Genomic DNA, 24,922 nt, shown 5'->3' with positions numbered 1-24,922 from the left:
GGTACGCCGCTACCCGCGCCAGGAGTGGCGGGGCTCGTAGCCGAGCACCCGGCGGGCCTTGTCGATGGACAGCAGCGTCTCGTTGCCGGTCACCGGCCGGGTCAGCGGCACCTTGGGAAATACCTCCGCGACCAGTTCGGCCGACGGCTTGGTCATGACGGTGTCCGCGTTCGCGATGACGAAGACGTCCACGCCGGTGGCGTCGTATTCGAGCGCCAGGCGTACGGCCTGCGCGCCGTCGCGGGCGTCGATGTAGCCCCACGCGTTCCAGGCGCGCAGCATCGGGTCCGCGTCGAACGAACCGAAGCGCTCGTAGTCGGCGGGCTCCATCACGTTGGAGAAGCGCAGCCCGATCATCTTCAGCCCCGGCTCCCACCGGCAGAACTGCGCCGCCATCTGCTCTTCCAGGTGCTTCACCAGCGCGTACGTCGACTCGGGCCGGGCCGGATACTCCTCGTCCACCGGCAGGTACGGCGGCGGCGTGACGGTGAACGGCAGCCCGAGCAGCGTCTCGCTGGAAGCCCACACGACGTTCGTGATGCCGGCGACCCGGGCGGCCGAGAAGACGTTGTACGTCGCGGTCGCGTTGTTGGCGAACGTGGCCGAGTTGGCGGTCAGCCCGGGCGCCGGGATCGCCGCGAGGTGCACGACCGCGTCCACACCGCGATAGCGGTCGTCGATCGCGGTCAGCGCCTCCACCGTCTGCCCGAAGTCGGTCAGGTCGATCCTGGTGAACGGCGACCGCGGTTGCGGCGACGGGACCGTGTCCAGGTTGTGCACGTCGTACCCGTGCTCGACCAGATCGGCGACGACGGCGCGGCCGAGCTTGCCGCTTCCACCGGTGACCACTACCCGAGTCATGTGTGGCTCCTCGCCTTCCAGAGATCCAATTCGGCGTACGCCTTCCGCCACTCATTCTCGTACGCCGTCCGGATGGGCTCCGGCATCCGGCCGACGATGATCGCGATCCGCTCGGCGTTCATGCCGTCCAGCACCCACGGCAGGTACCGGGAAGCGTCGGCGCCGACCCGGGTCCCGTGTAGTTGACCGAAGCGCTGCCACTGCTGCTCGGTGAGCGTCGCGTCGATCAGCTTCAGCCCTTCGTCCTCCTCGTGCCGCAGATGCCCGGAGAGCCCGGTGTGCAGGGCGTCGACCAGGTCACCGAGCCGCTCCGGCCCGGACTCGCGGTCGGCGAGCGCCGCGTCGATGCCGGCGAGCAGCGGATCGATGGCCGCGTGCTCGGCCTCCATCGCGTCGAGCAGGGCCAGGTCGGCCGGACGGTCGGCCAGGGCCTGGTGCATCTCCGGCCACAGTGCGTCGTCCTCGGACGTGTGGTGCACCCGCAGGTACGTCTTGAACATCTCCCAGCCGGCGGCGGTGCGCAGGATCCGCCGGGGATCGTCGTTCGGGCGGGCGGTGATCCGGGCGATCCGCTGCAGCTCGCGCCGGAGGGCGTCGTGTATCGCGTACATCATCGTGGTGTCGAGCTTCGACATGGCTCCCCCTGGGTTCAATCGTTGGTGCCACTAACGTTAGGGCGACCAACGATTTTGCACAAGTTAGGCTGCTCACATGGAAGAGTCGGCGGCCCCAGCTCGGCTGCGCGCCCTACCCAGCTGGCTGATCACCCGGACCGCCATGCACGCCGGACGGCTGGTGAGCGAGGGACTGGCGGTGGCCGACGCGCGCGGCTACCACTACCGCCTGCTGGCGACCCTGGAGGACTTCGGGCCGGCGAGCCAGGCCACGCTCGGCCGCCGCACCGGCATCCACTTCAGCGACGTGGTGGCCACCCTCAACGAGCTCGCCGAGCGGGAGTACATCCAGCGCGAACCCGATCCCGCCGACCGGCGCCGCAACATCATCTCCCTGACGCCGGCCGGGCGGCGCCAGCTCCGCCGGCTCGACAAGCAGGTCGCCAAGATCCAGGACGAGCTGGTAGCCCCGCTCTCGGCGGAGGAGCGTAACGAACTCGTACGGCTGTTGACGCGGGTGCTTGAGCATCACAACCTGGCGTAGCACTCTGTACGTGGAGGCGCGCCATGGTACGCAAAGCTCTTTCGGCCCTGCTCGGTACGGCTTTGGCATCGGTGGGACTCGTCGGGGTCGCGGCCCCTGCCCAGGCGCTCCCGCCCCCGCCCGGCTACGCGATCCGCGGCGTGGACGTCTCCTACTTCCAGGGCCCGTCGCTTGACTGGGCCGCGCTGGCCCAGGGCGGAGCCAAGTTCGCGTACATCCGGGTCAGCGAGCAGGACGGCCGGACCGTGCCCAACAACAACCCGGACCCGTTCTACGCGGGCAACACCACCCGCGCCCGGGCCAACGGCCTGTACACCGGGGCGTACCACCGGGCCCGCCCCGACCAGAGCAGCGGCAAGCAGCAGGCGGAGACCCTGCTCAGGTTCGCTCCCTACGCCGCCGACGGGCGCACCCTGCCGCCGATGCTGGACATCGAGTGGCCCAGGGCCGACTGGGGCCTGAACGACTGCTACAACATGACCCCGGCCCAGATCGTGGCGTGGGTACGGGACTTCGTCACCGAGATCGCCGCCCGCACCGGCCGCCAAGCCATGATCTACACCAACACCAACTGGTGGAACCCCTGCACCGGCAGCAGCACCCGCTTCGCGGCCAACCCGCTCTTCATCGCCAACTACTCGCAAAACCCACCGCCGCTGCCGGCCGGCTGGCCGTCGTTCACGATGTGGCAGCACGCGGCGGGCACCCAGCTCCCCGACGGCTGGGCCTCGCCCGACCTGGACGTCTTCCGGGGCGACTACGCGGCCCTGGCCAGCCTGGTCGCCGGGCGGGCGACCAGCCTGCTGGCGACCGTCAACAACCGCTACGTGACCGCCGAACGCGCCGGGGCCGGCCCGCTCATCGCCAACCGCACCGCCATCGGCCCCTGGGAGCAGTTCGACCAGCTCGACGCCGGCGGCGGGCTGGTGGCCTTCCGCTCCCGCATCAACGGCCGCTACGTCACCGCCGAGGACCGGGGCGCATCACCCCTGATCGCCAACCGCACCGCCATCGGCACCTGGGAGAAGTTCCAGATCATCACCAACACCGACGGCACCAGCAGCCTCCGCGCCACCATCAACAACCGGTACGTCACCGCCGAGAACGCCGGCGCCGCGCCCCTGATCGCGAACCGCACCGCCATCGGCCGCTGGGAGAAGTTCCGCTTCGTCACGCCGCCGCCCCTGGTCAGCCTGCTGGCCGGCGCCAACCTCCGCTACGTGAGCGCGGCCAACGCGGGCGCCGACCCCTTGATCGCCAACCGCGCCGTGGTCACCTCGTGGGAGCAGTACGACCAGGTCAACGCCGGCGGCGGGCTGGTCGCGTTCCGGTCCCGGGTGAACGGCCTGTACGTCACCGCGGAGGACCGGGGCGCCTCGCCCTTGATCGCGAACCGCACCGCCATCGGCACCTGGGAGAGATTCCAGATCATCACCAACACCGACGGCACCATCAGCCTCCGCGCCACCATCAACAACCGGTACGTCACCGCCGAGAGTGGTGGCGCCGCACCCCTGATCGCCAACCGGACCGCGATCGGCCCCTGGGAGAAGTTCTACCGCCTGGTCACCTGACGCAAGTCGTCACTATTCAGTCCAGAACGGGACTATCCTGACGGCAGTAACCAAGATCGAAACGGGGGATCGCGATGCCGGTCGTACTTGTTCATGAGGGGCCAACTCTCACGCAGGAGCGATACGAGGAGGCTGTCCGCAGGCTCAATGGCGGCAGGAGCCGCATGGAGACGCCTGCCGACTGGCCCGTTGAGGGCCTGCTGGTACACGCCGCTGGCCAGGGTGCACATGGCTTCCGGGTGGTCGACGTGTGGGAATCCGAGGATGCTTGCCGCCGATTCGGCGACCAACTCCGGCCAGTCCTTGAGGAAGTCGGCATCAAGGAGGAGCCAGAGCTGTACGCGGCACACACGTTCGTATCGGCCTGAGCTCAAAATTGACCTGGGTCCGACTCGGGCCCAGGTCAATCCCTGTACGGGTGGAGCTGAGGGGATTTGAACCCCTGACCCCCTCGATGCGAACGAGGTGCGCTACCGGTCTGCGCCACAGCCCCGCCGCTGGGACGTGCCCAGCGAGCCGGCGCCAAGGCTAACAGGTGGCATACCCCGTTCGCGAATCAGATCCCGGCGCGCCGCCCCACATTCCACGGCCCCGCCCCGCCCGCCCCGCCCCGCCCCGGTGATCAGGGAGTAACTCTGGCGTGTTGCGGTGCGCCGAGGGAGCCAATCCCTGATCACCGCGATCTTGCCCGCCGCCGCCCGCCCCACGGGCCAGACGCGTCGATCAAGGCCTTTCCTGCCGATCAAGGGCATACGGTCGTGGATCGGAGATCAAAGCACGACCATTTGCCCTTGATCGACGGGAAAGCCCTTGATCGACGCGAGAGCGCGAGAGGGCCGCGCGGGGTGGGGTGGTTAGGCGGTGTGGGCGGCGGTGCCGGGGCGGCCGGCCTCGTAGGCGCGGCCGCGGAGGCCGCCCGCCCGGCGGTACGACACCGAGGCGGCCGGCAGGGAGCTGTCGACCCCCATCGCGGCCCGGCGTACGGCTTCGCGCTGTGCCGCCAGCCGGCGCTGCTGCTCCCGGCGCTGCGCGGCCCGGCGGGCCTGCTCACGGCGTACCTCCGCCTGGCGGGCGGCCAACCAGGCGGCCTCGCGGGCCTCCAGACGGCGGCGCCGGCGCTCCTGCAGGGCCCGGTTGCGCAGGTGGAAGACGTACACCACCAGCAGGGTGCCGGTGACCGAGACGCTGATCCAGAAGCCGGGGCCGACCACCACCACGCCGACCAGCTCGACCGTGTTCAGCAGGACCAGCGCGGCCAGCACCCGGCGCCGCCGGTACACCGCGGGGGTGTGCCGGCGCGTGGGGGACGCCGGCGCGCCCGGGGGAAGGATCGGGGAGCGCCGGAGACAGGAGCATCCGGCACGGAAGCCGCGGGCAGCGAGGGCCGCAGGCGGACGGACACCACGCGGGACGGCTTGACCGGCCGGCGTCCGGGCACGCTGCGGCGCCGGCGGCGGCGCTCCAGCACCCGAGCCGTCGACTGCGCCCGCTCCGCCACCAGCCGCTCGGTGGCGTCGTACCGACGGACGAGCGCCGGTGCCAGTGCAAGCAGACCAGCAGCGGCGAGGACGGCGAGGAGCACCGATGTCGGCACCCTCGTCCCTCCCATCACCCCAACCGCTGTCCCAGTTCACTGAGGTTACGGGCGGCTGACCAGGAAGATTGTGCGGCGCGCCGACCGAAAACGTAAAGATCATCCGGTAGCTGCACGAAGCCGGTGCCAGCGGGCCAGCAGCCCGCCGTCGGTGGCGACTTCCTCACTGGTCAGGGCGTATCCGATGTGATCACGCCAAGCTCCGTCGATATGCATGTACCGCGGGTGGTACGCCTCCTCGCGGAATCCCAGCTTTTCCACGACGCGGCGGGACGGCTTGTTTTCCGGCCGGATGTTGACCTCGACGCGATGCAGGCCGCCGGGGCCGAACGCGTGGTCGACGGCGAGCGCCAGCGCGGTCGGGATGACACCCTTCCCGGCGACGCGGGAGTCGACCCAGTAGCCGACGTACGCGGAGCAGAAGGCGCGCCGCACGATGTTGCCCAGGTTCAGGTGGCCGACGAGTTGCCCGTTCAGGCACACCGCGAACGGCATGCTCTCACCGCGCCGGGCGGAGCGCCGCTGGTCGCGGTGGACGTACCGGTAGGCGGCCGGCGAGTTGAGGTCGGCCCACGGGCCGGGCGGGGAGGACTCCCACGGGCCCAGCCATGCCTGGTTGGCGCGGCGCACCTCGGACCAGGCAGCGGCGTCGGAACGGCGGTACGGCCGCAGCAGCACGGGCCCGTCGACCAGGACGACAGGCCACCCCGGCGCGGCCCCCAGCATCATCGGCGCCGGTCCAGCAGCAAGACGTCCACAGTGGAGCCGGCGGCGGCGGAGGTGACCCGTTCGCCAAGGACCAGCAGGCCGTTGGCGTCGGCGAGCCCGGACATCGTGTACGGCCCGCCGGACAGCGGCTGCACCGTGTAGCCCCCGCCGCGCCGCTCCGCCACGTGCGCCGGGCGGAACTCGCGCAGCCCCACCGGCGACGACACGGTCTCCAGCAGGTGGGCGCGCACGCTCGGCCGGAAGACCGGCTCGGCTCCGGCGAGCAGCTGGATGGCGGGACGGGCCAGCACTTCGAAGCCGATCAGTGCGGCGGCGGGTTCACCGGGTAGACACACGATCGGCACCTCCTCACCACCGACCGTACCGAATCCGAGGGTGGTTCCGGGATACAGCGCAACGTCTTTAAAGGTCACCGCTCCGTCCCGGCGGGACAGCACCCGGCGGACCATGTCGCCCGGCCCGGTGCCGGTGCCGCCGGTGGTGACGATCAGATCGGCCCGCAGCGTCTGGTCTTCGAGGAGCCCGCGCAGCCCTTCCGGGTCGTCGTCGCAGATGCCCACCCGGTACGCCATCGCGCCCGCCTCCACCGCGGCGGCGGTCAACGCGTGCGAGTTGGCGTCGACCACCTGACCCGGCTGGCTGGCCCGCCCGACGTCGACGAGCTCGTCGCCGGTGGCCACGACGACCACGCGAGGGCTGGAGCGCACCACGACGTGGCCGATGCCGGTGGCCGCGAACACCGCGACGAGCGCCGGGTTGATCGCCGTACCGGCTCGGGCCAGCACCGTGCCGGCGGGCAGTTCCTCGCCGGCGCGGCGCAGGCCGTACCCGCGCTTGGGGGCCCGGAAGATCTCGACGGCGGCCATGCCCTGGTCGGTCCATTCGACCGGGACCACGACGTCGGCGGTGGCCGGAAGCGGCGCCCCGGCGGCGACGGAGAAGCACGTGCCGGGCGTGAGCCGCACCGGCCGCCAGCTCGCCGCGCCGAGGTCGCCGACCACATTGAGCCGTACGCCGCCGGCCGGCGCGGCCCCGTCCAGCGAGGCCGACGCCGCGGCGATGTCTTCCCAGCGGGCCGCGTAGCCGTCGATCGCGGCCTGGTCGAAGGCCGGGTACGCGTGCGGCGCGACGACGTCCTGGGCGAGGACGTTGCCGTACGCCTGGGTCAGGTCGAGGTCGAGCGGCGGCAGCGGCCGTAACCTGCGCAGCACGCTGCCCAGGTAGTCGGCGAGCGGCGTCAGCTCGTTGGCGGCCGCCTCGGCGTCGGCCGTCGAGGTCATGTACGCGACCCCACAAACGACGTGAGCCAGTCGCGGAACGCCGGGCCGAGGTCGTCACGCGCGCACGCGATCTGCACGACCGCCTGCAGGTAGCCCAGCGGCATGCCGGTGTCGTAGCGGGTGCCGCGGTAGACGATGCCGTGCACCGGGGTGCCCTCTTCGAGCAGCAGGGCCATCGCGTCGGTGAGCTGGATCTCGCCGCCGCTGCCCGGCTTGGTGCGCTTGATGGCGTCGAAGATGCTTCCGGGCAGCACGTACCGGCCGAGCACCGCGAGGTTGCTGGGCGCGTCCTCGGGGGACGGCTTTTCCACCAGCCCGGTCACGCCGACCACCTCGCCGAACTCGTCCAGGCCCTCCTCGGCGGTGGCGACGGAGGCGATGCCGTACCGCGTGGTCTCCTCGTCCGGCACCTCCATGAAGGCGAGGACGATGCCGCCGGTGCGCGCCTGCAGGTCCAGCATGGACGGCAGCAGCGGCTCGGCCAGGTCGACGAACTCGTCGCCCAGCATCACCGCGAACGGCTCGCCGCCGACGTGCGACTCGCCACACCCGACGGCGTGGCCGAGGCCGAGCGGCTCGTGCTGGCGGCAGGTGTAAATCTCGGCGAGCTCGCTGGGCCGGCGCACGGCGGCCAGCCGCGCGGCATCGCCCTTCTCCTCCAGCCGCGACTCCAGGTAGGGCTGGCGGTCGAAGTGGTCGACCATCGAGGTCTTGCCCCGCCCGGTGATGAGCAGGACGTCGCTGATCCCGGCGGCGGCGGCCTCCTCCACGATGTACTGCAGGACCGGGCGATCGACCACCGGCAGTAGTTCCTTGGGCACCGCCTTGGTCGCGGGCAGGAACCGGGTGGCCAGGCCGGCGGCGGGGATCACGGCCTTGACGGCCCGCGGCCCGGAAGAAAGGGTGGTCATGCCCGCGAGACTATCGGCCACGGCTCTGTCGCGGCGGGTGAGTCCCGGGTGACGCGCCGCCTGCCCGCGGCAGATCGTCGTCCGGCGGGACCGCACCGGCCGGCACCGGGATCTCCAGAGCCGGCGGAGGTTCGAGGGCGGTCGCTACCCGGTACGTGTCCCGCCCGGCCGCCTTCGCGGCGTACAGCGCGTCGTCGGCGGCGTCGAGCACCTGCTGGCCGGTGACCCCGTGGTCGGGGTAGACGGCGATGCCGATGGAGACGGTCACCGGCATGGATTCGCCGTCCGGACCGATCGGGATCGGCGTACCGCGCAGCGCCGCACCCAGGCGCTGCGCCACGATCATGCCGCCCCGGGCGTCGGTCTCCGGCAGCAGCACCACGAACTCCTCGCCGCCCTGCCGGAACGCCAGGTCGACCTCGCGCACCTCGGCGCGTACCCGCCGGGCGAACTCGACCAGCACCGCGTCGCCGGCCCCGTGCCCGTGGGTGTCGTTGACCTCCTTGAACCGGTCGAGGTCGAGCGCGAGCACCGCCAGCATCCGGCCGAACCGGCTGGCCCGCTCCACCTCCCGCCGCACCGACTCCTTCAGATAGCGGTAATTCCAGAGGCCGGTCAGCGGGTCGGTCAGCGACAGGCGCTGCGCCTCCTCGTGCACCCGGACGTTGTCCACGGCGACCGCCGCCTGCCCGGCGAAGGTGCGCAGCGTGACCAGGTCGGCGTCATCGAACTCGTCCGAGCCCAGCCGGTCGTACAGGGCGAGCACGCCGAGCGCCGGCGCCTCCACGTCACCGATCGGGGCCGGACCGGCGAACGGCACGGCGACGTACGTGCGGCAGGGCGGCTCGCCGTCGGCCAGCGCCGGCCCGTCCCGGTCCACCCGCCCGCGCAGCGGCTCGCCGGTCGCGGCCACCGTCCCGAGCAGCCCGCTGCCCAGCGGCACGCGCGGATCGGGTTCGTCGAGGCCCTCGGTGCTCTGCGCGACGAGCGTCCCGGTCGCCGGGTCCAGCAGCAGCACCACGCCGGCCCGCGCGCCGGTCGCGGCGAGCGCGGTCTGCAGGATCACCTGGAGGATGCGGTGCAGGTCGTGGGTGCTGGACAGGGTGTCGCCCAGCACGGCGAGATGCCCGCGGAGCTGGTCGCGGCTGGCGGTGAGCGCCTGGACGTAGGACTGCGTCTCCCGGGTCATCCGGTTGAACGTGGCGGCCAGCCGGCCCACCTCGTCCCGGGCCCGCACCGGCACCCGGGCGTCCAGGTCGCCGCCGGCCACCCGCTCGGCGGCGTGGCCCAATTCGGCGAGCGGCCGGGTCGTCGTGCGCGCCAGCCACCAGGCCGCCAGCACCGCGAGCAGCCCGGCGAGCACCACGGCCGCGACCAGGACGGCGTAGATTCCCTGCGGCTCGCTGCGTGGCACGGAGATCACGAGCGGCAGCGGCTGCCCGGGGGCCGGGTCGACGCGGCGCACGTAGCGTCCCTCTCGCGTCTCGGTGACGGCCTCCCCGCGTACCCCATCCGCAGCCTGGACCACCGCGTCGCGCGAGTGGATCGGCTCGGTGCTGAAGGTGGCGCCGCCGCGCAGCGTGACGGCCGTGCCCGCGGCGTCGGCGAGCCGGCGCACGAAGGCCGCGTCGACGGCCTGCGCCACCTCGACGGTGCCGAGGTCGGCGCCGGCGGCGTCGCGCAGCTCCACCCGCACGGCGAGCGCTTCGTAGGGGCCGGCGACGGTGCCGGCGCAGTCGGCCCAGGGCAGCGGCGGCGCCCCGGGCGTGGTGAAGTCGCCGACCCGCACGGCGGTCGCGAGCCCGCGCGCGACGACCTGGTTGGCGACGGCGAGGCGCTGCTCGGGCACGGACGGCAGCGCGACCGCGTCGGCCGTCGCCTGCAGCTGCTGGCAGAGCGCCCCCACCGACGTGCGCACGGTGGTCGCGGCGGCGTCGAGCCGCTCGACCGACCGGTCGCGGCTGACCGCGGCGACGGTGGCGCCGACGAAAAAAGCCCCCAGCAGCACGGGACCGAGCACGACCGCGAGGAAGGCGGTCGTCAACCGTCCACGCAGCGTCACAACTGGCATGCTGACACAGCGGGGATGAAGGGGACGGGGAATGGCAGGAGTGTTGCGTGCCGGATTTATCGGATCTTCCGCGTAAGGCGGCTCTGCGCGCCGCGTTGATCACCCACCGCCGGTCGCTGCCAGCGGCGTCGTTGGAGTCGGCGTCCGCGCTCGTCCTGGCCGAGCTTGTTTCTCTGGTACGCCGGGAGGGGCCCCGCTGCGTGGCCGGATACGTGCCGATCGGGGCGGAGCCGGGCGGTCCCGGGCTGCCCGAAGCGCTCGCCGGCGCGCTGGCCCCGGGCGCGCGGCTGCTGCTGCCGGTGCTCCGGCCCGACCTCGACCTGGAGTGGGGGCGTACCACGGGCCGTCCTCGCTCACCCCCGGCGCCCGCGGGCTGCGCGAGCCGAGTGGCCGCCGGCTCGGCGAGGAGGCGGTGGCCACCGCCGAGCTGATCGTGGTGCCCGCCGTGGCCGTGGACCGGCGCGGCGTACGCCTGGGCCGCGGCGGCGGGTCGTACGACCGCGCGCTGGCCCGGGTGGCCGAGGACGTGCTGACGGTGGCGCTGCTGCACGACGGCGAACTGATCGACGCGGTGCCCGACGAGCCGCACGACCGGCGGGTACGCGCGGTGATCACGCCCTCCGGCGGCCTGGTGATGTTGCCGGCGTGAACTGGACGCCACCCGGTCCGATGACGCACTATTGGCACTCGGAGAAGCGGAGTGCCAGTCAGTTCCGTTCGTCAGTTCCGGAGGAGATCTTGCCCACCTACCAGTACGCGTGCACCGCGTGCGGCCACCAGCTCGAGGCGGTGCAGTCCTTCGCCGACGAGCCGCTGACCGAGTGCCCGGCGTGCGAGGGCCGGCTGCGCAAGCTCTTCGGCTCGGTCGGGATCGTGTTCAAGGGCTCGGGCTTCTACCGGACCGATTCGCGGAAGTCCGCGGAGACCTCGTCGTCTTCGTCCTCGTCGTCCTCTTCGTCGGACTCGTCCTCGACGTCCTCCACGTCGACCTCCACGTCGTCTTCGGACGCGAAGCCGGCGGCCGCGAAGTCGGAGTCGTCCTCGTCCGCGAAGCCCGCGGCGGCCACCTCCTCCTCGTCCGCCGCCTGACCTGCGGCTGCTCCGCCGCTAGCAGATCCACTCGGGTCGCGGGAGTTATCCACAGGCACCCCGGTTATCCACAGGTGGCCCGTTGGCGGCCCCGAAGCGTCGGGGTGCGCGCCTAGCGTCCCGGTCATGCGGGACCCGAAGCTCGATCCGGTGCGCCGGCCACGCGGGCGCACGCTGTTTCGTTTGGCCCTGGTCGCGGCGCTGCTGCTCACCGCGGTCGGCGTGCTCTACGCCCGCGAGCCGGCGCGGTGCCTCCCGGCGGTCGCCCAGTCGACGCCGCCGCCCACCGTGGACGCCGGCGGGCGGCTCGCGGTGCCGGCGGACGCGGTCGGCGTGCCGGTACGGCTGGCGGAGCCGGCGCTGCTCGGCCTCGTCCGGGCCGGCGACCAGGTCGACCTGCTGGCGAGCTCGGCCCTGGTCGCACCGCGTGCCCTGGTGCTGGGCGTCGTCGGCGCGGACGGCGCGATCCTGCTCGCGCTCACCCCGGAGCGGGCACGCGCGGTCGTCGGCCTGCCCGAAGGCACCCGCTTCGGCATCCTGGTCCGCCCCGGCTAGGGCCCGTTTTATAAGGGTCGGTCGAGCCTAGGCGAGGCCGAGGCGGCGATCCGGCAAGCCGGGCGGAAGGTCGCATACCGGTGTTGTATGCGGCCTTTCGACCGGTGCCGCCGGTCGTCGTCTGGGTCCGCCGCAGGCCGGCCAGCCCTTATAAAACGGGCCCTAGGACGGGTCACCCCCAGTGCGGCGGGCGCTCTTCCAGCAGCCGGTCGTCGTTGGAGTACGACGACTCACCCCACCCGCGGTCGGTGTCGTCCCGAGTCTGGTCGGGCAACACCGGAAGGTCGTCCTCGCTGAGCTCGACCAAGCGGTCCGGATCCTGGCGCAGATCTTCCACCCCGTTCACGCCTCGAAGCGTACCCACGGGACGTGAACGGTGTGGAGCGCCCACACGTTGGTAGCGTCGGTGAGCGTGACGACGCGCAGCGGCGGCCTTGCCGACGACGAGTTCTGGCGGCATACGGCCAATGGGGCGGAGCCGACCCAGGCTGGCTCTGCCGAGCCGCCGAGCGCGGCTGGTTCCGCCGAGCCGGTACGGCCGGTGCCGCCTGCTCAGCCGGTCTATCCGGGCCCGCCGACGGCCACACCGCCGCCCCTGGGGTGGCGGCCACCGGTCGTCCTGCAGCCGCCCACGCCCCGGCGCCTGCCGGGGCAGGACATGGCCGGGGTGGAGGCCGAGGAGCGGAGCGCGCGCACGCTGACGTACGGCATCGGCATGATCGCCGCCGCCGTCCTCATGATCGTGGTCTGCCTGCTCTGCTCGCGGCTGCTCTTCTGAGAGCTGGCGTTCCTTGAGCGCTAGCTCTCAGACACCGGTCCAGACGGCGTCGGCGCCCGAGTCACCGGTAAGGAACACGTAGACCCCGGTGACGCCCGCCAGCACGATCACGGCCGCGCCCAGCACCCAGGTGAGCCACGTGGGCAGGCCCTTCGCGGTGGCCCTGCCGGTGGTCAGGCCGTTCGTCAGCAGCACCAGCAGGAGCGTGCCCACACCGAGCGCGAGGCTGAACCAGAACGTCAGGTCGCCGTACGCCTGGTGGTCGTTGACCTTGGCCAGGATGTCCGCGCCGTAGTTCTTGGCGATCAGGCGCTTCTCAAGCTCGGCGCCGGAGAGCTTGGCGAACAGCGCCGCCAGCGGCCCGCCGATGGCGAGCAACGCGGCGACCCAGCCGATCTTCGCCCGCAGCCGCGGCAGCAGCGCGTAGGCCACCGCCGACACCGCGAGCAGGGGAACGAACACGACCGCGAAATGCACCAACAACGGGTGCGCCGGCAAACCCATGATCTCCTCGAACACCGTGGCCTCCTTGCAGCTATGCGAATTCGCCCAGCCAGCCTACGGGTTTGGTTGAACTCGCAACTTGCTCCCGTCCTCAACCGGGGCTACGTCAACCGAGTCCGTCCGGTTCAGCGCGGTTCCGGCCACCTTGCTGGAGTTGGCCCTGCGTGCTGTTATTGCTACATGCACGGCGAGGAATTGCTAAGGTCGCGCGGCCTGCGGGTCACCCGACCTCGGCTCGCCGTGCTCGACGTGCTTTCCGGCGGTGGCCACCTGGAGGTGGACGAGATCGCCCGCCGGGTCCGCACCCGCCTCGATTCCGTCTCCACCCAGGCGGTCTACGACGTGCTGGGCGCCCTGTCGCGCGCCGGCCTGGCCCGGCGCCTGGAGCCGGCCGGCAGCCCGGCCCGCTACGAGGCCCGCGCCGGCGACAACCATCACCACGTGGTGTGCCGCGGCTGCGGCGAGGTGGGCGACATCGACTGTGCGGTTGGCCAGGCCCCCTGCCTCGACCCCAACGTCACACACGGCTTCGAGATCGACGAGGCGGAGGTCACGTTCTGGGGCCTGTGCCCCACGTGCCAGACCCGCCGCGCAACCGACGATTAGTCCAAATGGCCGCTGAAGACCTCGGCCTGTTCGGGCCCGACTCGGTGAGCTGGCGACTGCACGAAGAGCCCATCCTCCTGGTCGCCGGCCTGCGCTCGCTCTACCTGCAGGCCCTCCACCCCCTGGCGGTCGCCGCCGTCGTCCAGAACTCCGACTACAAGACCGACCCCTGGGGCCGGCTGGTCCGCACGTCGACGTACGTCGCCACCACCGTCTACGGCACCACCACCCAGGCGGAGGCGGCCGGGCGCCGGGTCCGCGCGATCCACGCCAGGCTGCGCGGCACCGACCCCCGCACGGGTACGGAGTTCCGCGTCGACGAGCCCGACCTGCTGCGCTGGGTGCACGTCGCCGAGGTCGAGTCGTTCATCACCACCGCCAAGCGGGCCGGGGTGGCGCTCAGCCCCGCCGACGTCGACGCGTACTACGCCGAGCAGCGACGGGTGGCCGCGCTGATCGGCCTCGACCCCGCGACCGTGCCAGGCACCGCCGCCGAGGTCGCCGACTACTATCGCCGCGTCCGACCCGAACTGGGCATGAGCAAGGCCGCCGCCCAGACGTTCCTGTTCCTGACGTACCCGCCGCTGCCCTGGCGGCTCGGGCTGACCCCGGTACGCCTGGCGTACTTCGGCCTGGCCGGCACCGCGTTCGGCCTGCTGCCGCCCTGGGCCCGCCGCATGTACGGCGCGCTCGGCCTGCCCATCGCCGACCTCGGCGCCAACCTGTCCGTACGCGGCCTCCGCCTGCTGGTAGGCGCCCTACCACGCCGGTACCGCACCGGCCCGATCTACAAGGGCGCCATGGAGCGAGCCGACCGCGCGCCGCACTGACCTAGTCACGCCCCAGGTTCAGGCGACATCGGCGGAGTCTGCCCGTACTGACCGAGACAACGTAGGGACCGGGAACACGTCGGGCCATCGACCAGATGGTGACCTCGTGCGCAAGGAAGCATTCTGCTGCGGCGATGCCGGTGATGTTGGCGTTGGCCAGGGCGAACACGCGCGCGTCGGCCCGGAACACCGCTTCCGCCTCCAACTGGTTGCGCGCGATCGCCAGGTCCTTGCACAGAAGTACCTCGCCGCGCGACGCCGCCTCCGCGATCCAGTCCTCGTCGCTCACCGACTGGCTCGCCGTCACGCCGTACCGCTCGTCCATGGTGACGAGGTCCCAGCCGGCTTGCCGGAGCAACCCAGGGATCGTGCGCGAGCCGAGCCCCTGTCGAGGAAGAACCTCAACGGAGCCTGCGGCGTCGGCATCGGTCAGGCCGCCGCCTGTAAGGCGCCAACCTCGGCGCCGGTCAAGTGATAGTCGGCCGCCACCGCGTCGCGCGGTTCGCCCGCCCGAAGACGGCTCAGCACCGCAGACACGGGGATGCCACGCCGGCCCACTGTAGGACGGCCGCCGTTGAAACGTGGGTCGACTATCACGTCCACCCTGTCGTATCGAGACAGGTGGATCAAACTGATCCAGCCATCCCGGTGGACCACCTTGGACAGGAAGTCGCGGACTACCGGCCGGACCAAGCCGTCGACGGCCTCCCGCGCCCCCTCGTCGTCTGTGTGCGAGGCGAAGTCGTAGAGGACCTCGGCCGCCATCGGTCATCAGCCGCTCGCTCGCCAGAGCCTGGGCGAGCCCCAAATGCTCTTCAAGCCAACGAATCGCAGGCCGTACACGCAGCACAGGCACGCCAGCGGCCTTGAACGCGAGCAGCGTGTATGCCTCCGCCAATCCGATGAACGGAACGCTGGCCTTTCCAGGCCGCGGCGGCTCGGACGTGATCAGCGGAAACGCCACTGTGGGCCGGCCGCCAACGCGCTTCACGTCGTAGCCGACGGCCCAGTTCCGGAGCGTGCTGGCGGACACGGCCAGAATTCGTGCCGCCTCCGCCACCGAGTAGAGCGGGGTGAGTAGATACCAGTCGGCCGGCGACGCGAGCTGCCTATCGGTCATCGCCACCTCCGCCCGTAGAACTCCGCTGACAGCGGCAGACTACCTACTCATCGTCGCGCGTAGGGGTGACCGAACGCTCGATGGCCGCCCATGGGTCCTTGGCTGGTGCGCTGACTCCCGCCGGGCAGCTCTTGCGGTAGTCGCACCAGGTGCAGATCGGCCCCGGTGCGGTCGGGAACGCCTCGTCCGGGTCGGCACCGTCGGCCACCGCCCGCTCGGCGGCGACGATGTCGCGGGCGGTGTCTTCCGCGCGGCTGACCTGGCGGGCGAGCGACTCGGCGGTGTGGTCGTGCGCGGCGACCGTGCCGGTGGGCAGGTGGTGCAGCTCGACGCGACGGCAGGGGCGGCGGAAGACCCGCTCGGCCGCGTACGCGTACAGCGCGAGGGCCTGCGATCCCCGGGCGTCGTCGGCATCGAGCCCGGTGCGCCCGGTCTTGTAGTCGACGATCGCCAGCTCGGGCCCGTCTGGGCCGGACCGCGAGTCGATCCGGTCGGCACGGCCGTTGAAGGCCAGCACCGCCGTCTTGACCGCGACCACCCGCTCGACGCCCATCGGCTCGACCGCCGGATCGAGGGTCTCCACATAGGACTCGAGCCACTGGAGAGACCGGCGGTACGCGGCGCGCTCCTGCTCCTCGTCGCGGTAGCCCTCGCGCACCCAGGTGCCCTTGAGCAGGGTGGGCAGCGCCTCGGGCTGCCGGCGCTCGGCGGGCAACGCGTACCAATTGCGCAGCGCGGTGTGGACGCTCGCGCCGAGCGAGTTATGCGCCCACGGCGGGCCCTTGGGAGGGGCGGGCCGGTCAACGTACGAATACCGGTAGCGGCGCGGGCAGTCGGCGTACGCCCCCAGCTTGCTGGGCGTGCACACGAACAGCCGCTCCGGCATGCCCTCGAAGCCGAGCTGCTCCGGCTCGCCGCCGCGCGCCCGCGGCGCCGACGACCGCCCATAAGAGAGTCCCCGTCCCACCCCTGAATCCTCCCACCGACGTACGACACCCCCACCCCCGCCGCGCCGCGTTCCGCCGCCGCGTTCCCGCCGCGGCGTGGCGTGGCGTGTATCGATCAAGGACTTTCCCGTCGATCAAGGGCATATGGTCGTGCTTGGATCTCTTTTCCGCGGCCGTTTGCCCTTGATCGACGGGAAAGTCCTTGATCGACGCGGCCCGGCGCGCGGACGCCGAGGGAGCGGCGCGGCGGGCGAGCTACTCTGGAGGTGGTTGCGTTTGCGCTCCCCATCGGCCTCGACGGCGGTGGACGTGACCCGCCCGACAGAGCGCCTCGATCGTGGAGGTGGCTCGTGCCGGCTTCGACTCTCGGCGTTCTCGCGGCCCTGTGGGGCCTGGTCATGGCCGTCGCACCGCTCCTGCAGATCCGGCAGATGTGGTTGCGCCGCTCCTCGCGGAACGTCTCGCTCGGCTACTTCGCCGTGCTCCTGCCCGGCTTCGCCCTCTGGATCGCGTACGGGCTGGCCCGCGCGGACTGGGCGCTCGTCGTACCCAACGCGGTCGCGCTGCTGGTCAGCACCACCACTGTGGTGATCGCCGCTTGCCTGCGGTCGAGGGAGCCCCGACCACTAGCGTGACCGTGTGGATCTCAAGCTGTTGGGCGAGGTGTTCGTCACCCTGCTCGTGATCATGGACCCACCGGGCATGGTGCCGATCTACCTGGCCCTCACCGGTACGCTCACCGCCCGCGATCGCAACCGGGCCGGTACGCAGGCGGTCGCGCTCGCGTTCGGCGTCATCGTGGTGTTCGCGGTGGCGGGCCAGACCCTGCTCGACTACCTGCACGTCGACCTGCCCGCACTGCAGGGCGCGGGCGGGCTCCTGCTGATCCTCATCGCGCTCGAACTGCTCACCGGCCGCACCGACAACCCCAACCAGCAGGTCACATCCAACATCGCCCTGGTACCCCTCGGCACGCCGCTGCTGGCCGGCCCGGGTGCGATCGTGGCGACGATGCTCTTCGTCCAGCGGGCGGACGGGATCGCGGACTACCTGGCGGTCGCCGTTGGCATCGTCGCCGCCATGGCTGCGGTGTGGGTGGCGTTGCGCTTCTCCGGCGGGATCGTGAAGGTACTGCGGCCGAGCGGCATCGAGGTGGTCACCCGGATCGCCGGCCTGCTGCTGGCCGCCATCGCGGTACAGCTCATCGCCGACGCGGTCGCCGCCTTCGTCGAGCAGTACGCCAACGGGCACTGACCCGGGCCGTCGATCAAGGACTTCCACGTCGATCAAGGGCAAACGGTCGTGGAAAAGAGATCGAACCACGACCATATGCCCTTGATCGACACACAAAAGGGGCACGCAAGGGCACGCAAGGAGGCGCAAGGGGTCAGAGCAGGGCGGGGACGCCGTGTGCGGAGTTCAGGATCTGCGTGTACGCCTCGATGGCCGTGGTGAAGGCGCCTAGGCGTACCGGTTTGTGGGTGCCGTGGAAGTCGGACGAACCGGTCACGACCAGCCCTAGCTCCCCGGCCAGGGCGCGCACGTGGGCCCGCTCCTCCGGCGCGTGCGCCTCGTGGTCCGCCTCCAGGCCGACGAGCCCGGCCGCGGCCAGCTCCACGATCAGCGAGTCGGGCACCACCGCGCCCCGCTTCGTCGCGCGCGGGTGGGCGAACACCGGCACCCCGCCCGCCTCCAGCACCAGCCGCAGCGCGGTGAAGACGTCGGTGTCCTCCTTGGGCAGCCGGTAGCGCTCGCCCAACCACCGTGCCTCGAACGCCTCCTGGGTGCTCCCGACCAGCCCGGCCCGCATCAGCGCCAGCGCCACGTGCGGCCGCCCGACGGTGCCGCCGTTGGCGTACCCGCGTACCTCGTCCCAAGTGACGTCGACCCCGTCGGAGCGGAGGCGTTCGACGATGCGCTGGCCGCGCTCCTCGCGGGCCCGCCGCACCCGGGCGAGCTCGGCCACGAGGGCCGGGTACGTGGGGTCGAAGAGGTACGCGAGCAGGTGGAGCGGGATCGGCGGCGTCTGCCCGTACCACCGGCAGGACAGCTCGGCGCCCCGGATGAGGGTGAGGCCGGCGGGGCGCGCCCGCTCGGCCGGCAGCCAGCCGGCGGTGGTGTCGTGGTCGGTGATGGCCAGTACGTCGAGCTCAGCCTCCGCCGCGGCGACTACCAGCTCGGCGGGGTCAGCGTGCCGTCGCTCGCGGTCGAGTGGGCGTGCAGGTCGATGCGCACAGGGTTCAGACCAGCTGCTTCTTCACGACGACGACGCCGGTGTTGTCGGACTCGCCAGGCAGCTCGACCCGCTGCACCTCGGGCTCCGCGGCCGCGCGCACCTGGACCAGATCGCCCTCGGCGCTGGCGTGCACGAGCGTGTTGTCGTCGACCCAGGTGGCCTCGCCGGTCGGTGCCGGGCCGGCGGCTACGCCCGTGGGCGCCTTGGCCGTGAAGGCGACGTTGAGGTCGACCAGCATGGCGGTGCCGGAGCCGGAACGGGCCACCAGCCAGTGCCCGTCCGGCGAGACCGTGCCCGCGCCGCCCTCTTTGAGCTGGAGCGCGCAGGCGGTCTTGAGCACGGACAGCGCGTTGACGGCGTCCAGCAGGGCGAGGCAGGGGCGGCCGCCGGTCTTCACCGAGGCGACCTGGCCGATGAGGGTACGGCCGTCGGGCAGCGGCCCGTAGATCCCGGCCGTCTCCTCTTTCCAGGCCGGCGTGTACGTCTTGCCCTGGCGGGGCCACCACACGTCGTACCCCTTGAGGCCGGCATCGGCCCGGCCGCGCGCCATCACGACGCCCTGCCCGACGAAGCTGACCGGCAGGCCCTGCTCCGGCGCGGACGCCTGGGTGGCGTCCTTGACCTGGCCCTCGTCGATGACCGCGCTGAACAGCCGGGCGCTGTCCCGCCAGGCCACGTGGCGGCCGTCCGGGGCCAGCGCGACGGCGTCGACGGGTGGCAGCACCTCGCGCGAGCCGCCATCGGACTGGACGTACCACAGCGTGGTGCCGCCGGCGGGCGGTACGCCGACGATGAGCCAGCCGTTCTTGGCCTCGTGCGCCTGGGTCACCAGGCCCACCGCGGTCAGGTCGACCGTGCGGCCGGACGCCATCCGCAGGCTCGTCGCGAGGACCAGGTCGACCCGCGTCACCGGGCTGGTGGAGAGCTGCTCGCGCTGGAGCTGCGCCGACGTGTCGGACGGGGGCCGGGTGGCGTCGAGGTAGTCCGGGGTGGGCTTGTCGACGAGCGGCGTCGGGTCGCCCACCCAGGCGGGCCCGGCCTCCAACTGGCCGCCGACGTTGAGCCGCGCCACGCCCGCGGCGGAGACCGCCGTGGCGACCACGACCAGGGCCACACCGGCGGCGGTGCGGCGGTGGCCGATCCGCCTGGCCTGCCGGATCGCGCGCCCGGCCGGGTCGGGACAGCCCACCGCGTGCGCCGGTTCGGCGGCGCGGACGAGCGTCTCACGCAGCGCGCGTTCCAGGTCGGCCGAGGTCACGCCCTTTGAACGCGCTGGCTGCTGCGGGAGGTTGTCGGGCCCGGACATGATCACCCCCGCTCCAGGCCGGCGGTGGGCAGGACCTGAGCCGGTACGGGCGGGGCGGGCAGCGGCAGCGCGGGCACGATGGGTGCCGGCCGGATCCGGGGAGACGGCAGTGCGGGCGCCGGCGCGGGTACGACAGCGCGGTCGATACCCTCGGCGGCGAGCCGCTGACGCAGGGTGTGCAGGGCCCGCGACGTCTGGCTCTTGACCGTGCCGGTGGAGATGTTGAGCAGGGTGGCCGTCTGCGCCTCGGTCATGTCCTCATAGAAGCGGAGCACCAGCACCGCCCGCTGCCGGGTGGGCAGCGCCTTGACGTGCCGCCACAGCACGTCGCGCTCGAGCTGCTCCTCGATCTGGTCCGGCGCGGCCCGCTCGGGCAGCACCTCGGTGGGGCGCTCGCCGTGCCAGCGCCGCCGCCACCAGCTCGTCGCGGTGTTGACCAGCACCCGCCGGGCGTACGGCTCGACCGCCTCGATCTCGCCGAGCCGCCGCCACGCCAGGTACGTCTTCGTGAGCGCCGTCTGGAGGAGGTCTTCGGCGGTGGCCCAGTCGCCGGCGAGCAGGTACGCGGTGCGCAGCAGGGCACCGGAGCGCGCCGCGACGAACTCGCGGAACTCCTCCTCCATCTGCTGTCTGGCCGCCACCAAATAGCCTCCCCGTGCGCGCACACCCTCATGCCTGCGGTGTGCCACCGGAAAGGTTGTCACAGCCTTTCCGGAAGAACCATGGCACGGACGGCCTTACTTAGGCTCCGTCGTCGGCCTTGGCGTCTTCGGCGTCCTTGCCCAGCCGTGCCTCGACGGCCTGCGGCTCGTACATCTCCTCGACCACGCGCAGGTAGAGCTCATTGGGGTTGGGCAGGTGTTTTACCTCGCGGAGCGCCTGGTCTTGACCGGCCGACTCCAGCACGAACGTGCCGTAGTTGAGCATCCGGCCGAGCGGGGACTGCTCGTATTTCATATCGGTAACGCGCAGCAAGGGCATCATGCCGACCTTGCGGGTGATGATGCCGTTGACCACCATCACGCGCTTGTTGGTCAGGATGAATCGGTCGAAATACCAGTCACCGATCTGCCACGCCACCCAGCCCATCACGCCCAGCCAGATGATGACGGCCACTGTGGTCAGCCCGCTGACCTCCTGCCGGGCTAGGAAGCCGGACAGGTAGCCGAGCGCGAACGTCGCGGCGGTGCCGATCAACAGCGGGGTGGTCAGGTGGATCCAGTGCCGCTTCCACTCCCCGCGGTAGCGCTCCGTAGGGAAGAGGTAGCGGGCGACGAGCGAACTGGGCTCGTCTTCGAGCGGGAGCACGCGGCGCGGGCCGAGTGGCATCCCAGCCGCGTCGGTGCGCAGCCCGGACAGCTCGTCCTCGGTGAACTCCGGCTGCACGAAGCGACCCTCGTCGTGGGCGTAGCTGGCGTTGTCCGAGTACGCCGGCCCGTCCGAGTAGGAGGGTCCAGATGAGAACGACGCGTCTCCGCTGTAGCCCGGCCCCTCGTCGCCGCGGGGCGTGCGCGGGATCGGCTCGGTGTCCCGCTGCCACTCGGATCGATCGGGCTCGTCGGGGTCGGGGGTCCGCCCGGTGTGCTGCCCATCGTCGGTTAGGCGAGGAGACCCGTGAAGAAGTCGCCGAAGCCTCGCGCGATGTCGCCGACGGTGCTGCCCAGAGACTGGAACACGTCAGCCGCGGAATCTGGCCGGTAGGCGATGAAGAAGACCAGGAACGCGATGCCGCCCCATGTAAGGACCTTTTTGACCATTTGCGGGCCGTCCCTCCGCACTGCGCCGAGCCGGTGCCCCGGCAGTACCCAGAGTATCAGTGGTGCGTCTCTACGTGTTGGTTCCGTCTCACGCTTTCCCATGCAGGTACGGCGATGGCGCACCGTACACGAGTTCGGGTGGCAACCACTCGGACAGGTCGTGCAACACGACATGCTCCGCGAGGAGGTAACCCGCACTTGCCGGCCAGGTTATCGCATACAGCCACATTCCCCGGGCTTCTCCGGCATAGGCGCTCCGATCCGTTGGCGACTTCACCGACCACAGTGGAGTCGGATGGCCTCCCACTTTGATCTTGGCGTGCGGTCCACCGTGGTCGGCCACGCGCGGGCCCGGATCGCTCATCGCGTCGGAGATCATCGCGCCCGGGTCGAGGCCGGGAATGCCGCCGAACCGGTTGCCGAGACCCACCCCCGGCTCCTCCGCGACCAGCACCAGGTCTGCCGGCCCGCCACGCAGCGGCGACGGCCCGCTGCAGGCCACAGCCGTGGCGCGCACGCCGGTCCGGTCATCGCCGGCCCACGCCACGCCGGTCATCACCCAACCCGGCGGCAGCGGCCAGGGACACCACACCGGCAGCCGGGGCCGCCCCTGGCTAACCTGCGCCTTCTCGATCGCGGCCAGGGCGCTCGCGAGGATGTCCGCGCCGATGTGCTCGGCGACATGGAACGGCGGCACCGGGCCGTCCTCGTCACAACGCCACTCGGTGTGCATGAGGTCCGGCGGTCGCATCGGACCGCCACATCGGGGGCAACTCACCGCCACACCCACATCCACTACGTTGGCTGCCCGGCGCCCGTTCCGTCAAGGTCTTCGGCCGGTAACCCGGCGTGCGCCCGGATCCAGGCGTGCATGGCGATCCCGCTGGCGACGCCGGCGTTGATGGACCTGGTCGAGCCGTACTGGGCGATGGAAAACACCTGGTCACACGCCGCCCGGGCCACCTCGGACAATCCCGGTCCCTCCTGGCCGAAGAGCAGCACGCAGCGGCGCGGCACGGTGACCGTCTCCAGCGGACGCGACCCGGGCAGATTGTCGATCCCGACCACCGGCAGCCCGGCGGCGTGCGCCCAGGCCACAAACTCCTCGATCGTGTCGTGGTGCCGCACGTGCTGGTAGCGGTCGGTCACCATGGCGCCACGCCTGTTCCACTTGCGCCGGCCCACGATGTGCACCTCGGCCGCCAGGAAGGCGTTCGCGTTCCGCACCACGGTCCCGATGTTCAGGTCGTGCTGCCAGTTCTCGATCGCCACGTGGAAGTCGTGCCGCCGCTCGTCCAGGTCGGCCACGACGGCCTCCCGCCGCCAGTACCGGTACCGGTCCACCACGTTGCGCCGGTCGCCGTGCGCGAGCAGGTCCGGGTCGTATCGGGGATCGGACGGCCACTCACCGGGCCAAGGCCCGACGCCGACCTCCAGCTCATCGCCACTCACGGTCAGATGTTAGGAAGGGACCCTTGCTATGCAAAATGCGATAACAAGGTGCCCTTCCTTGCAAGTGGTTAGCGGAGGGCGAGGGCGATGGCCAGGTCGTCGAGGAACCGGCGTTCGGCCGGGGTGACCTGCTCGCCGCCCATGCCGAGGAGCCCGCCCGTCCGGGATGCCCCGCACACCCGGGCGGCGATCAGCTGGACCCACTGCCGGTACGCCGCCGAGTCGGCCGGGTCGGCCCGGGCGGCCAGCACCCCGGCGACCTCCCGGCAGGCGCCGAGCACCTCGGCGAGCCCGGCCGCCCGGTCGGTGAACTCCTCGGCTACCGGCCGGTCGTCCTCGGACTCCGCGTAGATGGCGGCGACCACGGCGCGTACCAGGTCACTGTCGAACGCCCGCCCGGCGGCGATGGCCTCCAGGCCGGCGAGGCCCTCCGCGACGGTGCGGCGCGGGCCGTCCGGCTCGGCCGACGTGGCCGCCACGATGACCCGCGCGGGCAGCCGGGTGAGCAGCTCCCACTCGTACGGCGGGTACGCCGGCGCGGCGACCCGACCGCCAGAAGTCGGGTCTCCGGAAGCAAATTGGCTCGGCATAGCGACCTCCTAAGGTCAGCATATGCCCAGTTTTGCCGGTGATGCGCGCTTGAGCCGTTACCCTTGCGTGTCGGGGAAGCTCGGCCGCTCCGGGTCCGCCCCGGCGGGCACCGCGGCCGCCGCGTACTCCTTCTTCGGCACCATGACCCGGCGGCGGAAGACGCAGACCAGCGTGCCGTCCTGCTTGTAGCCCTTGGTCTCGACCGAGACCACGCCGCGGTCCGGCTTGGAGTTGGACTCGCGCTTGTCCAGGACGGTGGTCTCGCCGTAGATGGTGTCGCCATGGAACGTCGGCGCGACGTGCCGCAGCGACTCGACCTCGAGGTTGGCGATCGCCTTGCCGCTCACGTCCGCCACGGACATGCCCAGCAGCAGGGAGTAGATGTAGTTGCCGACCACCACGTTGCGCTTGAAGTGCGTGGACGTCTCGGCGTAGTGCGCGTCCATATGCAGCGGGTGGTGGTTCATGGTGAGCAGGCAGAAGAGGTGGTCGTCGTATTCGGTGACCGTCTTGCCGGGCCAGTGCCGGTAGACAGCCCCGACCTCGAACTCTTCGTAGTACCGGCCAAACTGCATGGGCAGAGCATGCCTTATCGATGGTTAAGCCGGAGGCGGGGGTACGGAAGTGTGAAAACTTACCCCGGACGCAATGAGCGGCGGGGCCCTCCCCGGCACCCGCCGCCCACGCTTTGTTGTTCATGATTCTGCCCTGCAAGTCGCCCGGAAGAAAGGTTTCACGGTGCGACCCAGGTCACAGTTACTCTTTTGTGACATTACTATCCGTAAGAGTCGACAACGTTGTGACCGACCGTCACTGGACATCGATGCCCAGCCAGGCCCGCTTGCCCGACATTCGCACTGGTGAGAGGCGGTCACGCGATGGAACCGCTCCCATCACGTACAGTAGCCGCCTCGTCATCGCTCTCCGTCGTTGCCCTGTGACGCGCGACGCCGGGTTCGCTGGGAATGCCGAC

General features: G+C 71.5%; 27 protein-coding genes, 1 tRNA gene and 6 pseudogenes. 10 read left to right on the top strand and 24 right to left on the bottom strand.

Annotated elements, in window-relative coordinates; translation table 11 throughout:
* Positions 1–9: 9 nt before the first annotated feature.
* Positions 10–861 carry an NAD-dependent epimerase/dehydratase family protein gene (locus tag Prum_RS22720; RefSeq protein ID WP_173078335.1) on the bottom strand — a complete coding sequence of 284 codons (852 nt, stop codon included), beginning with the start codon at positions 859–861 and terminating at the stop codon, positions 10–12.
* Positions 858–1,496, bottom strand: coding sequence for a hemerythrin domain-containing protein (locus Prum_RS22715; RefSeq protein ID WP_173078334.1), 639 nt, complete (start codon positions 1,494–1,496; stop codon positions 858–860). Before Prum_RS22715 ends, Prum_RS22720 begins: the two co-directional genes overlap by 4 nt.
* Positions 1,497–1,572: 76 nt before the next feature.
* On the opposite strand from Prum_RS22715, the gene Prum_RS22710 reads away from it, so the two are divergent.
* Positions 1,573–2,019: a MarR family winged helix-turn-helix transcriptional regulator gene (locus Prum_RS22710; protein WP_173078333.1), complete on the top strand. Its 447-nt coding sequence runs from the start codon at positions 1,573–1,575 to the stop codon at positions 2,017–2,019.
* Positions 2,020–2,042: 23 nt separating this feature from the next.
* Positions 2,043–3,593, top strand: a complete 1,551-nt coding sequence (locus Prum_RS22705; RefSeq protein WP_173078332.1) for a GH25 family lysozyme — start codon at positions 2,043–2,045, stop codon at positions 3,591–3,593.
* Positions 3,594–4,012: 419 nt separating this feature from the next.
* On the opposite strand, the gene Prum_RS22695 is transcribed toward Prum_RS22705, so the two are convergent.
* The 6 genes and pseudogenes from Prum_RS22695 to Prum_RS22670 all read right to left on the bottom strand — a co-directional run bounded on the left by Prum_RS22695 (position 4,013) and on the right by Prum_RS22670 (position 10,169).
* Positions 4,013–4,086: transfer RNA gene (locus Prum_RS22695), tRNA-Ala, on the bottom strand.
* A gap of 361 nt (positions 4,087–4,447) precedes the next feature.
* Positions 4,448–5,202: pseudogene (gene sepX / locus Prum_RS22690) on the bottom strand (divisome protein SepX/GlpR).
* 84 nt (positions 5,203–5,286) lie between these two features.
* Complete coding sequence (locus Prum_RS22685; RefSeq protein WP_173078330.1) at positions 5,287–5,916, bottom strand: GNAT family N-acetyltransferase; 630 nt, start codon at positions 5,914–5,916, stop codon at positions 5,287–5,289.
* A complete protein-coding gene (locus tag Prum_RS22680) occupies positions 5,913–7,196 on the bottom strand; it encodes a molybdopterin molybdotransferase MoeA (RefSeq protein ID WP_173078329.1) in 1,284 nt (427 codons plus the stop codon). The genes Prum_RS22685 and Prum_RS22680 overlap by 4 nt, the downstream gene beginning before the upstream one ends.
* Positions 7,193–8,107 carry a UTP--glucose-1-phosphate uridylyltransferase gene (locus Prum_RS22675; protein WP_173078328.1) on the bottom strand — a complete coding sequence of 305 codons (915 nt, stop codon included), beginning with the start codon at positions 8,105–8,107 and terminating at the stop codon, positions 7,193–7,195. The genes Prum_RS22680 and Prum_RS22675 overlap by 4 nt, the downstream gene beginning before the upstream one ends.
* A gap of 10 nt (positions 8,108–8,117) precedes the next feature.
* On the bottom strand, positions 8,118–10,169 hold the full coding sequence (locus tag Prum_RS22670; protein ID WP_173078327.1) for a diguanylate cyclase: 2,052 nt from the start codon (positions 10,167–10,169) through the stop codon (positions 8,118–8,120).
* 56 nt (positions 10,170–10,225) lie between these two features.
* Between Prum_RS22670 and Prum_RS22665 the strand changes: the two are divergent.
* Both Prum_RS22665 and Prum_RS51755 read left to right on the top strand, forming a co-directional pair.
* A pseudogene (locus tag Prum_RS22665) lies at positions 10,226–10,827 on the top strand (5-formyltetrahydrofolate cyclo-ligase).
* Positions 10,828–10,847: 20 nt separating this feature from the next.
* Positions 10,848–11,009 (top strand): annotated as a pseudogene (locus Prum_RS51755) (FmdB family zinc ribbon protein); the annotation flags it as partial.
* 62 nt (positions 11,010–11,071) lie between these two features.
* Here Prum_RS51755 and Prum_RS51750 read toward each other — a convergent pair.
* A complete protein-coding gene (locus Prum_RS51750) occupies positions 11,072–11,326 on the bottom strand; it encodes a hypothetical protein (RefSeq protein ID WP_246278719.1) in 255 nt (84 codons plus the stop codon).
* A gap of 67 nt (positions 11,327–11,393) precedes the next feature.
* Here Prum_RS51750 and Prum_RS22655 point away from each other — a divergent pair, with 67 nt between their 5' ends.
* A complete protein-coding gene (locus Prum_RS22655; protein WP_173078325.1) occupies positions 11,394–11,822 on the top strand; it encodes a flagellar biosynthesis protein FlgA in 429 nt (142 codons plus the stop codon).
* Between the two features lie 172 nt (positions 11,823–11,994).
* On the opposite strand, the gene Prum_RS22650 is transcribed toward Prum_RS22655, so the two are convergent.
* Positions 11,995–12,168 (bottom strand): hypothetical protein, encoded by a 174-nt coding sequence (locus Prum_RS22650; protein WP_173072758.1) that lies wholly within the window; start codon positions 12,166–12,168, stop codon positions 11,995–11,997.
* A gap of 66 nt (positions 12,169–12,234) precedes the next feature.
* Between Prum_RS22650 and Prum_RS22645 the strand changes: the two genes are divergently transcribed.
* Positions 12,235–12,600 (top strand): translation initiation factor 2, encoded by a 366-nt coding sequence (locus tag Prum_RS22645; protein ID WP_173078324.1) that lies wholly within the window; start codon positions 12,235–12,237, stop codon positions 12,598–12,600.
* Positions 12,601–12,627: 27 nt separating this feature from the next.
* Here Prum_RS22645 and Prum_RS22640 read toward each other — a convergent pair whose 3' ends face one another.
* On the bottom strand, positions 12,628–13,119 hold the full coding sequence (locus tag Prum_RS22640) for a DUF2231 domain-containing protein (protein ID WP_173078323.1): 492 nt from the start codon (positions 13,117–13,119) through the stop codon (positions 12,628–12,630).
* A gap of 165 nt (positions 13,120–13,284) precedes the next feature.
* Here Prum_RS22640 and Prum_RS22635 point away from each other — a divergent pair, with 165 nt between their 5' ends.
* Together Prum_RS22635 and Prum_RS22630 are read left to right on the top strand one after the other, a co-directional pair.
* Positions 13,285–13,710 (top strand): Fur family transcriptional regulator, encoded by a 426-nt coding sequence (locus tag Prum_RS22635; protein WP_173078322.1) that lies wholly within the window; start codon positions 13,285–13,287, stop codon positions 13,708–13,710.
* Positions 13,711–13,715: 5 nt separating this feature from the next.
* On the top strand, positions 13,716–14,540 hold the full coding sequence (locus tag Prum_RS22630) for an oxygenase MpaB family protein (RefSeq protein ID WP_173078321.1): 825 nt from the start codon (positions 13,716–13,718) through the stop codon (positions 14,538–14,540).
* A gap of 1 nt (position 14,541) precedes the next feature.
* On the opposite strand, the gene Prum_RS22625 is transcribed toward Prum_RS22630, so the two are convergent.
* The 4 genes and pseudogenes from Prum_RS22625 to Prum_RS22615 all read right to left on the bottom strand — a co-directional run bounded on the left by Prum_RS22625 (position 14,542) and on the right by Prum_RS22615 (position 16,546).
* Positions 14,542–14,898, bottom strand: a complete 357-nt coding sequence (locus Prum_RS22625) for a PIN-like domain-containing protein (protein ID WP_173078320.1) — start codon at positions 14,896–14,898, stop codon at positions 14,542–14,544.
* A gap of 71 nt (positions 14,899–14,969) precedes the next feature.
* Positions 14,970–15,305, bottom strand: coding sequence for a DUF433 domain-containing protein (locus Prum_RS22620; protein WP_173078319.1), 336 nt, complete (start codon positions 15,303–15,305; stop codon positions 14,970–14,972).
* 73 nt (positions 15,306–15,378) lie between these two features.
* Positions 15,379–15,660, bottom strand: a pseudogene (locus Prum_RS55120) (MerR family transcriptional regulator); the annotation flags it as partial.
* Positions 15,661–15,703: 43 nt separating this feature from the next.
* A complete protein-coding gene (locus Prum_RS22615; RefSeq protein WP_173084054.1) occupies positions 15,704–16,546 on the bottom strand; it encodes a RecB family exonuclease in 843 nt (280 codons plus the stop codon).
* Positions 16,547–16,957: 411 nt separating this feature from the next.
* Between Prum_RS22615 and Prum_RS22610 the strand changes: the two genes are divergently transcribed.
* Together Prum_RS22610 and Prum_RS22605 are read left to right on the top strand one after the other, a co-directional pair.
* Positions 16,958–17,242: a SemiSWEET family sugar transporter gene (locus Prum_RS22610; RefSeq protein WP_246278035.1), complete on the top strand. Its 285-nt coding sequence runs from the start codon at positions 16,958–16,960 to the stop codon at positions 17,240–17,242.
* A 4-nt stretch (positions 17,243–17,246) separates the two neighbouring features.
* On the top strand, positions 17,247–17,861 hold the full coding sequence (locus tag Prum_RS22605; protein ID WP_173078318.1) for a MarC family protein: 615 nt from the start codon (positions 17,247–17,249) through the stop codon (positions 17,859–17,861).
* A 133-nt stretch (positions 17,862–17,994) separates the two neighbouring features.
* Here Prum_RS22605 and Prum_RS22600 read toward each other — a convergent pair.
* The 9 genes and pseudogenes from Prum_RS22600 to Prum_RS22560 form a co-directional block, all read right to left on the bottom strand.
* A pseudogene (locus tag Prum_RS22600) lies at positions 17,995–18,851 on the bottom strand (PHP domain-containing protein).
* Positions 18,848–20,149: a TolB-like translocation protein gene (locus tag Prum_RS22595; protein ID WP_173078317.1), complete on the bottom strand. Its 1,302-nt coding sequence runs from the start codon at positions 20,147–20,149 to the stop codon at positions 18,848–18,850. Before Prum_RS22595 ends, Prum_RS22600 begins: the two are co-directional and overlap by 4 nt.
* A 2-nt stretch (positions 20,150–20,151) precedes the next feature.
* Positions 20,152–20,790, bottom strand: a complete 639-nt coding sequence (locus tag Prum_RS22590) for a SigE family RNA polymerase sigma factor (RefSeq protein WP_246278034.1) — start codon at positions 20,788–20,790, stop codon at positions 20,152–20,154.
* A 100-nt stretch (positions 20,791–20,890) separates the two neighbouring features.
* Positions 20,891–21,741 (bottom strand): annotated as a pseudogene (locus Prum_RS22585) (PH domain-containing protein).
* 6 nt (positions 21,742–21,747) lie between these two features.
* Entirely contained in the window at positions 21,748–21,906 is a 159-nt protein-coding gene (locus tag Prum_RS22580) for a hypothetical protein (RefSeq protein ID WP_173078316.1), read from the bottom strand.
* Positions 21,907–21,994: 88 nt separating this feature from the next.
* Entirely contained in the window at positions 21,995–22,684 is a 690-nt protein-coding gene (locus Prum_RS22575) for a DUF6758 family protein (RefSeq protein WP_371871252.1), read from the bottom strand.
* A gap of 17 nt (positions 22,685–22,701) precedes the next feature.
* Positions 22,702–23,358 (bottom strand): TrmH family RNA methyltransferase, encoded by a 657-nt coding sequence (locus Prum_RS22570; RefSeq protein ID WP_173078315.1) that lies wholly within the window; start codon positions 23,356–23,358, stop codon positions 22,702–22,704.
* A 68-nt stretch (positions 23,359–23,426) separates the two neighbouring features.
* Positions 23,427–23,948, bottom strand: coding sequence for a hypothetical protein (locus Prum_RS22565; RefSeq protein ID WP_173078314.1), 522 nt, complete (start codon positions 23,946–23,948; stop codon positions 23,427–23,429).
* 57 nt (positions 23,949–24,005) lie between these two features.
* Entirely contained in the window at positions 24,006–24,524 is a 519-nt protein-coding gene (locus Prum_RS22560) for a MaoC family dehydratase (RefSeq protein WP_173078313.1), read from the bottom strand.
* Positions 24,525–24,922 lie beyond the last annotated feature (398 nt).

This window comes from Phytohabitans rumicis (assembly GCF_011764445.1).
Lineage (GTDB): Bacteria > Actinomycetota > Actinomycetes > Mycobacteriales > Micromonosporaceae > Phytohabitans > Phytohabitans rumicis.
This window is presented reverse-complemented; position numbering and strand designations above follow the sequence as displayed.